The organism is Paenibacillus sp. N3.4 (assembly GCF_008017805.1).
Taxonomy (GTDB): Bacteria; Bacillota; Bacilli; order Paenibacillales; family NBRC-103111; genus Paenibacillus_E.
In genome coordinates, this window is record NZ_VRTT01000032.1 from 61066 (window position 1) to 77560 (window position 16495).

Below are 16495 nucleotides of genomic sequence, written 5' to 3' on the forward strand. Positions count from 1 at the left end.
CACTTCACTTCTCGAATCCAAGGAATTCGTGTGTAACACGTATGACACAACCCTAATTCCTCTAGGTGGAGGATACTGTTTTGTTTGCATAATAAACAACCTTCCCTTTTCGAACTAAGGAGTGTCTGTAGCTCTCCCACTGCCTTTTTCATCCAAGTACGCCACTGTAATTGGTAATTACTCATTCATTTCCCCCCTTAATTAAATACCCCTGTTTTCGGGCAATGCGATTCATCTGTTTAATTTGGCGAATAGCCTCCTTCTGTGATTGCGTAATTTCTTTGGCTGCAAAATATACCTTACCTGCCGGGTCATCCTTGGATCTGCCCGCACGTCCGGCCATTTGTACGAGCGCTGCCTCGTCAAATAATTTGGAATCAGCGTCAATAATGAATACATCGGATTTGGGTACGGTAACTCCTCGCTCCAGAATGGTCGTGGTTACAAGCAGACGAATGTCTCGGTCTCGAAAGCGTTGAACTTTTTCCGTCCGCTCAGCATCTTTCGAGGATGTCCCCTCTATACAAATAGTTGCACCCGTTTCCATATCCCGCATCTTCAATCTCAACAATTCAACCGCAGGCTCAACCAAACTAATATTAGGGACAAAAACAAATACTTGCGCTCCTCGCTCTACGGAGGCAACCAGTTTAGAAAGGAGGGAACTAGGAAACTTTTGCGTCTGAAGGATGTTTCGCAATGGGGGAACAGCTACAAGCAGGGGAACTGGTAAGGGATGCCTATGAAAACGGACTGGCACTCGAACATGCGGCAGTCGTCCCCGATCAGCAGCTTGTCTGATCGCTTTAGGCGGTGTTGCGGATAACAAGATGTTTGTACCATTCGGTTTACACACTTTAGCCGCTGCAAATCCGAGCATTGGGTTATTATGATAAGGAAAGGCATCGATCTCATCGATAATGACCAGATCAAAAGCCTCATGAAACCGCAACAGTTGATGTGTTGTAGCAATCGTAATCTGTCCCTGCTCCCATCGCTGCTCACTTCCCCCATACAGTGTGACCACACTATATGGGCTGAAAGCTTTTTTTATCCTCGGCTGCAGCTCCAATACCACGTCCTTCCGCGGTGTGGCAATAAGCACACGCCCCCCATTAGTGATCGTGTAGTGAATGAATGGAAAGATCATTTCGGTCTTCCCTGCTCCTGTAACTGCCCAAATCAAAAACTTTCGTGGCTCATGACAGTTTTCCCCCTTCACAATAAGTTTTGCTTGCTTCCATTTTCCCTCTGTTTCACCATCTCTTCTTAAATAGTTCAACCCTTCCAAGGATGCAGCTGTCTGGGCATCACTCAGCCCCCACGGGGTAACATAGCTCAGGATTTCATCCGGCTCATTAACCACAGACTGCACCTGAGAAACCCTAAGCTTGGAGGGATTAGCAGCCTTACTACCATCGGTGAGGTGTTCTGATTTCGTTGTCCCCGACCGACCCAGAACGAGCAGTGAGCAAAAACGTGCTCGACCCATAGTCAGGCACTCTTCGCAATACGGGCATTCTTGTCCGCAATGGATACATGGTGACCAGAACATGCGCTCAGCACCACTCCCACACCTCTTACACGTGTAGCTTGTGACCCTTTTAAATCCTCTACGCCAATCCCGCTGCGCCAACGTCTGTAGCCCATTCGTTAGTTCAATATCACCGTTAAGATGCGCTAACTGTAGATAAGGCAGCCACTCATCGCCTGATCCCAACTGAACACCGCTACTCTCCAACAACTGTTGGATTTCATCATTAAGCAGTGCTCTTCCCTTGCAAGCACGAACGACTTTCTCGTAAATTCCAGGATGAATAGGACTCGTATTAGTGTCCATCCTCTGTTTCCATACATCATAATTTAACAGTTTTAAGCCCATTGACTCCAGGGCACCAAGAGGAATCGCGCATGAGACAGCAAGCTTTCTGATCCATTCTATTTTTTGCGGAAACCCTCCCATTTTCACAAGTTGGTCATCTACATTCAGAAGCTGAAGCAGTCTTACACCTTGCCCTAACGAAACAAAAGGTTCGAGCATTACGAGGCCGGCGTCGGCTGCGTAGTACTCGAACCAATAATGAATGTCCGTTTGGGTATGAATCGTCAAGTGCCATCTCCATACAGAGCCAACACCCACCGCATATAATTGAACTTTCATTCCTCACCTTACTCTCTTTATCATTGAAATGTTTGAAACCGATTACCGTGTAACAATGGGCATTTTCACAAGATCTTCCCTATTGCTAAGATTAACGACTATAAGGCGTTCATCACCATGCTGATGCAAATATTCATCTATAGCATCATGCTCCGTTTGGCAGCGTAATTTCAGCAAATGCGTATGGGACAATCGCTCAATGATCTTCATCGTATCATCGGTCGAGCCTTCGTCAAAGATCGTTGCCGTTACCTCGTTACCTTTGACTCGCGAAAAGAAAAACAAAGAGCGAATATACCATTCAATTTGATTTTGATTATTTTTGGTAACGAGCAGAATGTTTGCTTCCTTCCTGTTTCCGCCCTTACGGGATCCTAGCAACAAATGAAGCAAAGCAATGCTGATGCCGTAGCAACCCAAGATCCATAACAATCCAATCCACATAGCGGGTCCCTCCCTTACTTGCATTGTATGCCAGTTAGGGAGAGAGGGTTACTATAGGGTTACCCAGCCATTTTTAATAGCAATAATAACGGCTTGTGTTCGGTCATCAACTTCCATTTTCTGGAGAATACTGCTAACGTGGTTTTTTACCGTTTTCTCGCTGATATAGAGGAACTCCCCAATCAGTTTGTTGCTTTTACCTTCAGCCATGAGGCGAAGAACTTCCGCTTCTCTTTTGGTCAGCGGACTATTTGCATTATGTATGTACTTAAGACCGGAATCCTTTACAGCCTGACCGGAGCCGACTACTCCTACATCGTCAAGATACGTCATTCGTCTTAATTGGTTAATCAGTTTTCCTGTAACTTTAGGATGAATATAAGCATGTCCCGCTACAACGGAACGAATCGCATTAATAAGTGACTCCGCTTCCATGTCTTTCAGCAAGTAGCCTGAAGCCCCTTTGCGAAGCGTTTCGAATACATAGCTTTCATCATCATGAATGGATAAAATAATAACTTTAATATCCGGAAATATAAGCTTCAGTCGTTCGGTAGCCACAACCCCATTTTCAAGGGGCATGTTAATGTCCATAAGAACGATGTCCGGTGTAATTTGATTGCATAATTCGATAACTTGGATACCGTCACCGCATTCCCCGATGACTTCCATATCATCTTCCATATTAATAATTCGTTTAACACCTTCACGAAAGAGCTGGTGATCGTCCGCAATAACGATTTGTACATTGCGTTTATGACTCGCCGTGTTGTCCATTCTGACTTTCCTCCTTATTCTCTGCGCCTCCGCCGATTGGGATCAGCATCGTAATTTTTGTACCTGAATCTTTTTCAGACTCTAGAACCATCGAGCCTTCTAGCAGCTCAACACGCTCTCGCATACCGAGCAAACCAAAGTTGTTTCCCTTGGCTATTCTTTGCTCCGTTTGCGGAACGTCGAAACCAATCCCGTTATCTACGACATAGATTTGAACTTGATCAGGTTCCAGCGTAAGTTCAACAGATAGAAAAGTGGCTTTCGCATGCTTATTCACATTCGATAGAGCTTCTTGCACCAGTCGGAAAATAGCAATTTCAAGCCCGGACGGAATGCGAGTCTCCTTGCCTACAAGATTAAATTGGGTGCGAATTTTGTGCTTTTCTTCAAAATCCTGCACATATTTACGTAGTGTAGGTACAATGCCCAAATCATCAAGCGCCATCGGGCGGAGGTTGAAGATGATCTTGCGAACTTCTTCAAGTCCTCCTCTCACTTGGCCCTTAAGATCTACTAATTCTTCTTTAACGGCTGACATATCCTCCTTGAGAAGCATCCGCTGCGCGATTTCTGTTCGAAGAACTACATTGGCCAGTGTCTGCGCCATCCCATCGTGAATTTCACGCGCGATACGCTTTCTTTCTTCCTCTTGCGCCAAAATAATTTTCAAACCGAGCAGTTGCCTGTTCTTGGCAGATTCCAGTATTCGAGTGACCTGATTCAAGTCGCCCGATAAGTACTCGAGGACAACATTCATCTGTGAAACGATCGTCTCCGCTCGCTCTACCTGTTTGTCCACGTTTTTTGTTCGCTGCTGTAAATCATTGCGTCTAGTCTTAAGGTTATTTTCTTTTTCCCTAGCAATCGTCAGCTGTAATTGAAAAGCAATAGCGGCTTCATAAGCAATCTTGATATCTTCTTCGCGGTACTTGTTGAAATCACGGCTAACCTCTGTCAGTCGAATACGTGAACGCTTGTAATCCTTCTCTAGCTTATCCACCAAATCAATCGTGGCACTGGTTTCATACTTGATCTCGTCAAGTTCACGAATAAGCGACTCTTTTTCCAACCGAGAAGTTTCAGCTATTTCGAACATTTGATACTTGCTGCTCTCCATGACGTTAATTGCGTTTTTGATGACACGATCTATAGCGTCTGGCTGCAATGGAAACAAACTCCTTTATATAAAACGAAATTAGAAATTAGTCTACCCCATATTGTATCATAGTTCTAGCCGTTTGCAGTGAACTTCTAGCACTATTTATTCAAGTGAAATCCCTTGATTTTTAGGTTCCCAGCCTACTTTAAAGCCTAACTTCTCAGAAATTAGCCGTAAAGGTACCATCGATACATTATTCATAATTTTCGGAGCTACTTCAGCTGTTACACGATCCCCATTAACTAACAAATCAGTTTGATCAATCCAGAGATCAATCAATTTATCTCCACGTAAAACCGTCACCTTGCGTTCTTTATCGTCCCACTTCACATCGCCGCCCAGCGCTTCCGTAACAAAGCGAAGTGGAACCAATGTATTCCCATTCACAATCGTCGGAGCTTGCTCCAAAGTGGTGGATTTGTTATTTATAGTCGCTTGTTTCTTGTTTACAGTCAGCTTTACTGTGCTTTTTGGTAGGGCTGCCAGCTGCCCTTTATAAATGAACGAAATATCATCAATATTAATTTTCCCTTTAGCTGCTCTTTCATCCTGTCCATTAGTTGGATTAACAACATAGACACTCTTAATCGTAATTGGGAATTTAAGATCAGACAGATCAGCTGTCATCTTGCGCCAACCAGTCCAGTTCATATTGTCGGTCAAACTCACATAGTTCAATTTGCCGTCCCCATCGACGACTTCAGCACGGACCCAGTTAAAGCTGTTGTCACCAAAAATTCTAGCTGTAATAAACTGCGGCTCTCCTGCGATCTGGGCACCACTCGTGCCATTAAATCTGGCATATGCGGCCTTATTCCCCTGTCCTTTCGTAAAATCATACGATATTTCCAAGTTTTTATTTCCATTTTCCTGAACAATATTTACGCTGGAAATTACTTCAACCGGATATTTATCTCCCGTTGTCATCACTGCATTATGATCTAAATCATACCATACTTTTTCCTGTCCCACGGGCAGCGTCACCATCGTACTGTATCCGTCGTATCTCGCAATAACTTGAGCTGCCTGGCTTCCAGACGCACTATCTACATGGAGAACGCCATCTTTCACCGAACCTTTAATTCCACTTAATTCCCAAGTCGCTGAGCTTGGCGGCAAGTCGCGCGTTACACCACTTTTCGTCGTTACTGAAAGAGGTAGTTTGAAATCCCCGCCTTCTGTTACAGAAAACGAACCCACACTAAATTTCATCGAGGCTATTTGATCTCTTCCGATAACTTCAACATCCATAGTTGCTGTGCCATTCCCTGATTTGGCCATAATTTGAGTTTTACCTATGAGGGTCGGGGTGAAAATATTATCTTTGAAGGAACCATTCGCCGTAGAAGTACTCCACACGGGAACCACACTATCTACAGCCATGGGGTTATAGTATTCATCATAGGCTTTGAATAGATAGGCACTAGATTCATTCATGAACAATACATTTTGCCCTTTCAAAATAAGACCCTTCAACTGGCCCTTAGGCGCAGTCGAGTATACCCCTAGCCCGTTTACAACCGCCCGCTGATTGCCGTTCTGTGTCTTGTTCACAAGTTTTGGATCTACATCCCCAAGCGGTCTTGAGACCATCTGCGTCGATCCTCCGCCGTCTAACACCATACCTTTCCATACACCAGCACTGATCATAAACTGCTGAAGCTCAGGAAGCGTCATGCCGGCACTCCCCGCACTTAAATCTGCTGTTATGATATAAGCCGTCTTCATATCCTTCGAGTAGCCTACCGCCGTTCGTGAGACGGGACTATACCCACTGAATTCACCGATATTGCGTGTAAAATAACTCGGCTTTGCATCATCCACAAGCAGCGTACTGCCGCCAAGCAGCATTTTAAAATTACGCCAATCATACGTCTTAGAAGCATCATGCGGTACCATATCATATTTGGTGTTGATCTTGTCGCCTACTTTAAGGTGATTTACGATAAACTCCCGTGCTAGTCCAGAGCCCCGAAGGATATAACCATCTGCTGGAGCAACCGCTTTAATATTCGTGTCTACGGCTATTTCTTTTACGATATCATTTTGAATAAGTGCCTCTGTCGGAACATGGGTACCATCGACAGCTCGCTGCGTTAAAGCCCAGGCATTCGTATATAGAAAAAGTCCATCGGCAATCATGGGTACAACGTTATCATCCCAATAATACGTTTTATTCACGCCGCCGAGATCGAAGGAGGTCCCATCTTTTGCTGTTACCTTGCCTTGAAAATCTAGAATATCAATAATCGGTTGATTCGTATTTGTAATGGCAAAGGAGTATAAACCAGAAATTTTCGCCGGAGTCGTCATGACTTGACCATTCATAATTTGTGCGCCTTCCGGAACACCTTCCGCCTGCGTATTGAAGAAGTCACCGTTTACACCGGCAACAGCCCCCGTGTCCTTAACCATACCAAGTACGCTTTGGTTTTTCGTGAACTGATTTTTTGTCCCTGCCATTGTGTCTATTTTGACATTAGGATTCGTTAAATCCACCTCAATTACTTTGGCGTTTACCGAAACATCCTTATTGCTTCTCGTAGTTGTCCATACATAATTTTTCATTACTGCACCTGATGTGATCGTCTCCTGTGAGGATAACGTCAAACTTGGTGATGCTGCATAAATCGTCGTTCCTGCCACTAATTGCCAAAGTAGTACGCAAGCCAGCGTACCAATCCCTACTTGCTTCTGTAACCTCATGTTGCTTCTCCACACTCCTCTTTCAGTCTAAGTCTAGTATCTATCTTTTTTAGATACCTATATAGACTCTTAAACTACTGAAAAAGTTACGAAAGAGGTAGTGTTGTATTTATACGGCATAAAAATAAGAAAAACAAAAAGAGAGCGTCCTCCTATCCGGATTTGCTCTCTGCTTGAGATACTCGTTTATTTGATGTTTTTTAACTTTGCTTCTTGTGCAATAGAACGCGCTGACAATAGCTGAATGATCGAGTGCTGCTGTTCTTGAATAACTTCCATTCGCTTTACTGTCTCATTAGTTTCTAAAACCGCTTGTTTAATCTGAATCTGCTCATTTTCAATACGATCTAATCTTTCAATAATAGGTGACAATTCAGTCTTGAGTAAAAACAATAGTTCTTCTTTGAATTCATTATCCAATTCACTTTCACTCCTATTCACCTTTTACTCAAGAGATTATCAGTTAATCAATTATACCATAATACTCATTTCTAAAGTAATTATGAACTATACAAATATATTACCATATATCCAAACAAGATGAAAACATACGTTCTAATCCATTGCTCTTTTATATAGAATTTCAAGAAAAATATCATCAGAATGAGAAAAAGCCGCCCACTAAGGACGGCTAATCTATTTTAAACCAAAGCTTGAGCTTTCAAAGTCTCAGCTTTATCTGTACGTTCCCAAGGAACATCCAGATCATTACGGCCAAAGTGACCGTATGCTGCCGTTTGACGATAAATCGGGCGACGAAGGTCAAGCTCTTTGATGATACCAGCTGGACGAAGATCGAAATTCTTTTGGATCAACTCAACGAGTTTCTCTTCGCTAACTTTACCTGTACCAAAAGTATCAACAGCAATGGAAACCGGACGAGCTACACCAATTGCGTAAGCCAATTGAACTTCACATTTTTCAGCGAGTCCAGCAGCTACGATATTTTTTGCTACATAACGCGCCGCGTAGGCACCGGAACGGTCAACTTTCGTTGGATCCTTACCAGAGAACGCGCCGCCGCCGTGACGAGCGTATCCACCGTAAGTATCTACGATGATCTTACGACCAGTCAAACCAGCATCCCCTTGAGGTCCGCCAATAACGAAACGGCCTGTCGGGTTAATGAAGTAATTCGTATTCTCATCCAACAAATGTGCTGGAACGATAGGATTAATAACATGTTCTTTGATATCGCGTTGGATTTGCTCCAATGTAACATCTTCACTGTGCTGTGTGGATACAACAATCGCATCAACACGAACAGGCTTGTCATCTACATACTCAACAGTAACTTGTGTTTTACCATCAGGACGCAGGTATGGAAGAGTTCCATTTTTGCGAACTTCTGTCAAACGACGAGCTAATTGGTGAGAAATTGAGATTGGAAGAGGCATAAGCTCAGGCGTTTCATTCACCGCGAATCCAAACATCAGACCTTGGTCACCGGCTCCAATTGCTTCAATCTCCTCATCAGACATCGAACCTTCTCTTGCTTCAAGCGCTCTATCAACACCTTGGGCAATATCAGGAGATTGTTCGTTCAAAGAAACAAGAACCGCACATGTCTGAGAGTCAAAACCAAACTTGGCACGAGTATACCCAATTTCCTTGATTGTTTGTCTTGCGATAGCCTGAATATCTACATATTCAGATTTTGAAGTAATTTCACCAATTACCAATACCAAACCAGTTGCTACAGAAACCTCACATGCTACACGAGCATTCGGATCATTGGCAAGAAAAGCATCCAATACCGAGTCAGAAATTTGGTCACAAATTTTATCCGGATGACCTTCTGTTACGGATTCGGATGTAAATAAACGACGTCCACGTACTTGCGCCATATCATTCATCCTCCTAATCAATTTTAGTATGTTTGAAAAGCTTCTAATCGATGCCTCTATATGAAATAAAGCGGGCCCGGCTTTAGCGGTAGCTTTTCACGCCAAACGGAATCTCCCTCTTATGCGCACATGCGCTGCCAAGAACCTTGAATTCCGGAATGGTTAAAATAAGTGCGTCAGACAACAAAAAAATGAACCTTTCCCGATTGGAAAAGGTTAAATTAAATATTGACCTTCAATAAGTTATCTTACTTTATTTGACCTCTAGTGTCAATGAAACAAAAGTGAAGAAATTATAAATAAATGAAGATAATATAATACTTCTAACTTATGGAAAGCCGAGGTTGCTTAATTAGAAATTTATAATGAAAATAGAACTTCTTCGGCTCTCTGTATTAAACGCTTTGTGATCGTTCCACCTACGGCTCCCGCATCTCTGGATGAAATATGTCCCCAATAATCTTCTTTTATTGAAGTTGAAGGAATTGCACCCAATTCTGTTGCAAACTCCGTGTCGGCATTTAACGACATGTGCTTTCCAACAGGAAGTCCTAATTCTGCCGCAATCTCATACTTCAAGATGTCTAATGCCTTTTTAGATTCCGGAACAACCTTACTATTATTGCTTCTAGCCATAACAAACGCCTCCTTAGAGTATTTATGAGATGAACTAACTCCATAAGTGCCTTCTGCTGTCTGCTGTTCTACACCACTAGTATGGCTACATTCACGGAACCAAAAACGCATAAGATCTTGTCAATACGGGTAAAATTAAGGAGTAGTCTTACTTCCATCTGCATTCAGAACCAAATAGCTTCCCCGCACCATAACGTAGATGTCGGCTGTATTTTTGGCTGTTGGCTTAATACCGCGGCCTTCCGTCGGGAAAATCAAAAGATGATTTAACGCGATCTCCGTTCCCGCGGCAAGATCTTTACCACCGGTTACGTCAGGAATCCCGTTGTCATCACTGCTCACGGCTGCTACCTTGCCGGAGCGAACAATAAATTCAGCGCCTGCACCGGCGTAAAGCGTTTGTCCATTTTGCAATTGGACAACCTTGATCCCCGCTGGCACTGTAGAAGTGCCTCCTGCGCTAGGTTGGCTGCCACCATTGGCAGCCAGCGCAGCAGCGACAAGCTCCTTCACCTTGGCTTCGCTTAAGGTGTTCTGGTCGAAGTAGCTTTTGGTGATGACCGGGTCCGTGGCGGAGCCGGGGGATGGTGCTTCGGCTTGGGCCGTTGAAAATAGTGCGACTAATCCGATTACAAGCAGCATTATCATCTTTCTAATCCGATTCATAAATCTCCCTCGCATCCTAGAACTATGTCCTGAAATAGAAAAAGACCCCTAAGGGCCTTCTTCTATTTTAGAGAACTACTTTTTAACTACAACTTGAACGGACTTGCCGTTAGGAGCACTAGCAGTGATTGTAAAGTCTGTTACACCGGAAGTGATAGTTCCGATTTGACCTGTAATTGGATTAATATCTACAGAACCACCAGTTGCTGTAACTGTGTAAGACACACCAAGAACCGCGTTATAACGTGCGATGTCAGCGTTTTTGTACTCGATTCCGTACTGATCTTTCACTTTAAGTTGATTATCGGCATCTTTAGTGAAATATTCATATGCATAAGTAAATGCTACAGGTGTTGCACCTGGTGTAGGAGCATTGAGGTAATCTCTACTTGATTTACCTGCAACGATTGAGTCAACTGTAATTGCCTCATCTTTAACAGTTACATCTTGTGTCAATGTAAGAGTAGCACCTTTGTTTGTGTAGACAACTACAGAAACAGTAGCTGTACCTGCTTTATTACCGATCACAAACCCATTGGATAGTAACCCTCCAGTTGCAGGGAATTGTACACCAGTAGTAGTAGTAGTAGTATTACTATCATTTGTATCATTTGTTGCAGTTGCAAATGAAACTACTGTAGGATTAGTGCTGCTTACACTCTTAACAAAGTTGTATGGCAATTTAACTGTTGCACCACTAGAATCTTTTGCAGTAACACCAATCTTCTTGTCAAATCTGCTGTCATGAGCACCTGCCGTTAATGAATCGTTTGCAGTACTACCAATTTTAATTGAAGCATTGCCTGAGAATTTATCAATTGCCGCAAAAAGATTACCAATTGTGTTAAGTGAGTAAGTTAAGCTAGCATCTGACTTAATTGCCTCATAAGAACGAGAAATTGACGAAGAGTAGTCAGAAAACGCTAATGTACCGCCTAATGCACCTGGAGCCTTTTCGATTGTAGCTTTAACTGTTACTTTACCTACAGATCCACTAGTTGAAGTAACATTGAAACCTTTATTAAACTCAGCTAATTCAGTGTTTGAGAAGTAGTAGGTAACCGTATTAGTACCCGCTACAGGAGCAGGAGCAGTAGCCAATGTTGCAGTACTAATTTTGTTAGCATTCGTATCGGTACTAGCAGTATCTCTAGTTACATCAACTCTAACTCTGTAATTAGATACTTGACCAGATTGGTTAGTAACATTAGAAGCAACTTTATCAATATCAGAACCATATTGATCTTTAAGTTGGTATACTACTTTATCGGATGCGCCAAAAATTGCTTTTGCAGCTGGCTCAGTTGTTACTGTAATACGTTCAGCAACACGTGCATCCTGAACAGCAATGTTAGATTGTACAAATGTGTTAGTTTGGGATTGTTGAATTTGACCAGAAATGTATACTTTATTTCCAACAGTATTAGCCGAAGTAAAGTTCAAATTCAATTTACCTTTATCAGCACCTGAAGTAACAAGTGTAGCTGTTCCGTTTGTTACAGTGAAAGAGAAGCGGCCTTTGTTGTCATCATTAGCGATATCCGCTGCACTTAGCTTGTTACCAGCAGCATCTGTTACGATTAATGGAACTTTAACATCTTGGTCCCCAGCTGCAATAACTACGCCTGAAGTATCAAATTCAACCTTTGTTGCCAATGCTCCAGCGCCTACACTAATTGTAGCTGTTGCAGAGGAAGAACCACCATAGATATTAACAGTATAATCTGCTGTTTTATCTAATTTGTTAGCCAATTTAATTTTAATACGAGCATTGTCATTATCATCAAAGAAATCTGTGTAATCATTGTTCGTACGAACTACAGTGATGTTTTGCTCATATGGAGTTACTACAGGGTTGATGTTGCTTGCTGCGATTTCAGCAATTGCAGCTGTACCACCCTGAGGGGTAATTGGCTGAAGTTGACTCTTCACGACTGGGTTACCGTATTGGTCAAACAAATTCATAGCAATGGATGCTGTGTCATCCCCTGAAGTCAACCTAGTACCATTGTTGGAATAGGTTACTTTACCAGCTTCAATTTTGCTAAGAATCGGAACAGTACCTACTTTAAAGTTTTTGGAAACAGTAATGTTACTGTTATTAAAGTATACAGTCACAGGAATGATACCATTACCTTGTGATGTACCATTTTTAGTAACATCGGCTGTAACTACAAGGTTACCATCATCATCTTTTTTGAAAGTAGTAGGAGACTGACCTGATACTAGTGCAGTAAAGCTGGAAGTTCCGAGCGATACAGCCTCACCGTATTGGTTAGCTGCTTTCAATTTAATAACAGCGAATTTACTGTATGCAACCGTATCGGAAGCATTTACGAAGTCAATTTTAGTAACTTGCTCGTCAGTAGCTTTGAAAGTTGCAGTTGTTTTATCAACAGTAGCAGCATCGAGACCGGAGACAGTTACTGTGTAGTCACCTTCACTGATACGAGTATCAGTAGTCAATGTTACACTTTTCTTGTCATCAGCCCATTTGGAGCAGTTGTTGAAGTACCAACAGCTAATGTACCTTTAGTCAAAGCCAATTTAGCAGCAGCAGTATCTACTGGCTTGTTAAATGTAACTTGAACTTTGTATACGCCAGCAGCTTTAGCTTCAGTAACGGATACTTTACCTGGGGAAACGTATTGAGCTTTAGCTTCGTACGCGCCAGTCAGAAGCAATTCGCGAGTTGCGTTGGATTTACCACCGAAACCACCGCTAGCAGCTGGGAATAATTTCAATTCAAGAGCCAATGCTACATAACCTTGTGCCCAATCAGAAACAGTTGAATCTGTACCTGTTTTTGCTTTTGCAGCAGCATCTTTATTCAGAACGCGAACCAAGAAAGTAGCAAGTTGCTCTTTTGTTACTTTACCAGCTGGGTTGTAAGTACCTTCGCCGAAACCATCAGTGATACCAGCAGTTTTCAAAGCTTCGATGTAAGGCAATGCGTAGCCGTTAGCTGCGTCATCGGATTTAACATCGGAGAAGCTGGAAGTTTTAAGATCTTTGTTTACATCGATACCAGTGATCAAAGCTGCAACTTTTGCGAATTGAGCACGGTTCATTTCGTCTTTAAGACCGAATACGCCATCGCTCACTCCATCAAAAATACCTGCGCTGATCATTGCATCAAATTTTGCTTTTGTAGCTGCGTCAAGATCTTTAAGATCTGTGAAGTCAGCAGATGTTTTCTTTGCTGTAGCTGCTGGAGTAGTAGTTGTAGCTGCTGTATCAGCGAATGCTACGGAAGAAAACACGGATAATGCCATTGCTGTAGTTAAAACTACGGATAAACTTTTTTTCATAACCTTTTTTTCTCCTCCTTGAATATCTTTAATTTTATTTTTTAGGTTGAATTTAACAATATTTGAGCTCGATTTACTCATTGTTTGGTTCACCCCCTTTCCAGAGTTTGAGCATAATATAACTAAGTTCGCGTGTAGCTCTATTAGCTACATTGGAAACTAGTAAACTTAAGTAGGAATATAGACACTTGCACCAATTTACATTATACAGTGGTCCCTTAGTGTCGTAAAGAATTATTTTTAGAAAAAATAGCTAATAAGTATAAAATCTTTTTCATGTTTTCAAAGTATTAAACGCATGGTTTCTAAAAAAGTTGCGATCTTTCAAAAAAAATATTCGTTTTTATTCAAAAAAACAAAAAAAGACCCCGAAGGGTCTCTTTTCGCTGCTTATTTCGTTCTTATTTAGCTACAAGCACTTGCACGGATTTGCCGTTAGGCGCTACCGCTGTAATCAAGAACTCTTGAACATCACCAGTTGCAGTGATTTCGCCTGTTTTTGCATCGATGTTTACTGATGCGTCTTTTCCGCTTACTCCCGATACTGTGTAACGAAGACCTAGAACAGCGTCATATTTCGCAATATCAGCATTTTTGTACGTAATGCCGTATTGGTCCGTTACTTTCAATTGATGATCAGCATCTTTCGTGAAGTAGTCATAGGCCATAGTTGTGGTGCCACTGTACGTAGCATTCGTTCTACCAGCTTCCAGCTTGTCAACGGCAATGGCGTCTGCTTTTACCGTTACGCTTTGCGTAAGGTTAATGGTTTCGCCTTTGTTTGTGCGTACAATCGCGGATAATGTGGCTGTTCCTGCTTTGTTACCAATAACATAGCCATCTTCCACATTGCTCGTACCATCTGTCGTTACTCGTGCAACCGAGAGAACGTTTGGATCCGAGCTTGAAATACCTTGTACATAGTTCAGTGGAAGAGCTACTTTGTTACCAGCCGCATCTTTGGCAATAACGGATAGTTTTTTATCAAATTGACTCGCACCAGCTTGTAGCGTCTCGCCTGCAGCCACACCAGCTTTCAGTGTATCCTGCGCGGCAAACAGTGTACCTACAGGTTCAATCGAGTAGGTCAAAGCTGTATCGGATTTAACGGCTTCTAGCGTACGATTCACGGCAGATGAGTAATCTGAGTAATTCGTTGTTCCGTTCGAAGCTTTTTGAATGACAGCTTTGACAGTTACTTTTCCAACGTCGCCGCTCGTTGTTTTCAAATCAAAGCCTTTATTGAAATCAGCAAAATCACCGTTGGCGTAGATATACGTCGTTGTGTTGCCACTTACGCCATCCTTTTCGCCATTTCGCCTTTTGGTGTTGCGGTTACGCCTGTTCCTTCTGTTGTCACTTCAACTTTAAGACGGTAGTTCGATGTTTGACCATTGCTGCTTGGGATATTGGCATCAACCTTGCTAATATCGTCGCCATATTGATCTTTCAGTTGGTACACAATTTCATCTGTGGCACCAAGAATAGCTTTCGCCGCTGGCTCTGTTGTAACCGTAATGCGATCAGCAATACGCGCATCTTGAACCGGAAGGCTTGTTTGTACAAACGTATTGGACTGCGATTGATTAATTTGTCCTGTTACATACACTTTATTGCCTACGGTATTAGCAGAAGCAAACTCAATTTTCAATTGCCCTTTGTGCTCGCCTGTTGCTTGAATGGATCCTTTGCCATTGGTTGCGCTGAATGTGAAGCGATCTGCGTTATCGACAATATCTTGCGCACTCAATTTGTTGCCATTGGCATCTGTAACAGTAAGCGGTACATAGACTTCTTTATCATTCGCTGCAAGTGAAACGGCTGATGTATCAAAGCCTAATTTTGTTGCCAGGTTAGCTGCGCCTACACTCACTGTTGCAGTTGCTGAAGAAGAACCACCGTAGATGTTTACTGTGTAATCAGCTGTTTTATCCAGTTTCGCTTTCAGCTTCACTTGTACACGAGCATTGTCATTCTCGTCAAAGAAGTCGCTGGTGTCAAAGGATGCGCCAGCTTTTACGATTTCCAAGTTTTGCTCGTAAGGCGTAACGACTGGGTTGATGTTGCTTGGTGCAATTTCACCAGCTACGAATTGACTTTTTACAATTGGGTTACCGTATTGATCAAACAGATTCATTGGGATGGAAGCTGTTTCGTCTGCAGCTACCAATTTCGTACTATTGTTCGAGTACGTTACTTTTCCTGTTTCAATTTTGCTTAGGATCGGAACGGTACCGACTTTAAAGTTTTTGGATACGGTAATGTTGCTGTTGTTGTAGTAAACCGTTACAGGAACGATACCATTTCCTTGCGAAATACCAGTTCCTGTAATATCAGCCGTCACAACCAAGTTGCCATCGCTATCTTTTTTGAAGCTTGTTGGCTCATGACCGGATACCAATGCTGTAAAGTTAGATGTTCCCATGGATACCGCTTCGCCGTATTGATTCACTGCTTTTAATTTAATAACAGCATTTTTGCTGTAAGCTACAGTGTCACTCGCATTGACAAAGTCGATTTTGGATACTTGCTCATCTTGTGCTGTGAAAGTAGCTGTTGTTTTCTCAACCGTTGCTGCATCTAAACCGCTAACCGTTGCCGTGTAATCACCTTCGCCAAGACGCGTATCCGTTGTTAATGTTGCTACTTTTTTATCTTCAGACCATGTTGTTGTGGAAGGTACTGCTAATGTGCCTTTTGTCAAAGCAACCTTCGCTTTTGCTGTATCAACCGGTTTGTTGAAGGAAACTGTTACTTGGTACACACCGCTTGCTTTCGCGCCTGTTAC

Annotated in this window: 12 protein-coding genes and 1 pseudogene; all 13 read right to left on the reverse strand. The window is 42.5% G+C overall.

Annotated features, from left to right (window positions below; translation table 11 throughout):
- Positions 1-181: 181 nt before the first annotated feature.
- On the reverse strand, positions 182-2161 hold the full coding sequence (locus FU659_RS17560; RefSeq protein WP_147948768.1) for an ATP-dependent helicase ComFA: 1980 nt from the start codon (positions 2159-2161) through the stop codon (positions 182-184).
- Between the two features lie 42 nt (positions 2162-2203).
- A complete protein-coding gene (locus tag FU659_RS17565) occupies positions 2204-2605 on the reverse strand; it encodes a hypothetical protein (protein WP_147948769.1) in 402 nt (133 codons plus the stop codon).
- A gap of 51 nt (positions 2606-2656) precedes the next feature.
- The gene (locus tag FU659_RS17570; RefSeq protein WP_147948770.1) at positions 2657-3382 is read right to left on the reverse strand and encodes a response regulator; all 726 of its coding nucleotides are present in this window, start codon (positions 3380-3382) and stop codon (positions 2657-2659) included.
- Positions 3360-4547, reverse strand: a complete 1188-nt coding sequence (locus FU659_RS17575; RefSeq protein ID WP_147948771.1) for a sensor histidine kinase — start codon at positions 4545-4547, stop codon at positions 3360-3362. The genes FU659_RS17570 and FU659_RS17575 overlap by 23 nt, the downstream gene beginning before the upstream one ends.
- 96 nt (positions 4548-4643) lie before the next feature.
- A complete protein-coding gene (locus FU659_RS17580; protein WP_147948772.1) occupies positions 4644-7247 on the reverse strand; it encodes a stalk domain-containing protein in 2604 nt (867 codons plus the stop codon).
- 186 nt (positions 7248-7433) lie between these two features.
- Positions 7434-7667 carry a hypothetical protein gene (locus tag FU659_RS17585; protein WP_147948773.1) on the reverse strand — a complete coding sequence of 78 codons (234 nt, stop codon included), beginning with the start codon at positions 7665-7667 and terminating at the stop codon, positions 7434-7436.
- Positions 7668-7888: 221 nt separating this feature from the next.
- Positions 7889-9094: a methionine adenosyltransferase gene (gene metK / locus FU659_RS17590; RefSeq protein WP_147948774.1), complete on the reverse strand. Its 1206-nt coding sequence runs from the start codon at positions 9092-9094 to the stop codon at positions 7889-7891.
- A 360-nt stretch (positions 9095-9454) separates the two neighbouring features.
- The gene (locus tag FU659_RS17595; RefSeq protein WP_147948775.1) at positions 9455-9730 is read right to left on the reverse strand and encodes an alpha/beta-type small acid-soluble spore protein; all 276 of its coding nucleotides are present in this window, start codon (positions 9728-9730) and stop codon (positions 9455-9457) included.
- A 135-nt stretch (positions 9731-9865) separates the two neighbouring features.
- A complete protein-coding gene (locus FU659_RS17600) occupies positions 9866-10396 on the reverse strand; it encodes a hypothetical protein (protein ID WP_147948776.1) in 531 nt (176 codons plus the stop codon).
- 75 nt (positions 10397-10471) lie between these two features.
- Positions 10472-12862, reverse strand: a complete 2391-nt coding sequence (locus FU659_RS17605) for a hypothetical protein (protein ID WP_147948777.1) — start codon at positions 12860-12862, stop codon at positions 10472-10474.
- 2 nt (positions 12863-12864) lie between these two features.
- Entirely contained in the window at positions 12865-13788 is a 924-nt protein-coding gene (locus FU659_RS17610) for an S-layer homology domain-containing protein (protein ID WP_147948778.1), read from the reverse strand.
- Between the two features lie 320 nt (positions 13789-14108).
- Complete coding sequence (locus FU659_RS17615; protein ID WP_147948779.1) at positions 14109-14936, reverse strand: hypothetical protein; 828 nt, start codon at positions 14934-14936, stop codon at positions 14109-14111.
- A 65-nt stretch (positions 14937-15001) separates the two neighbouring features.
- Positions 15002-16495: pseudogene (locus FU659_RS35575) on the reverse strand (hypothetical protein); the annotation flags it as partial.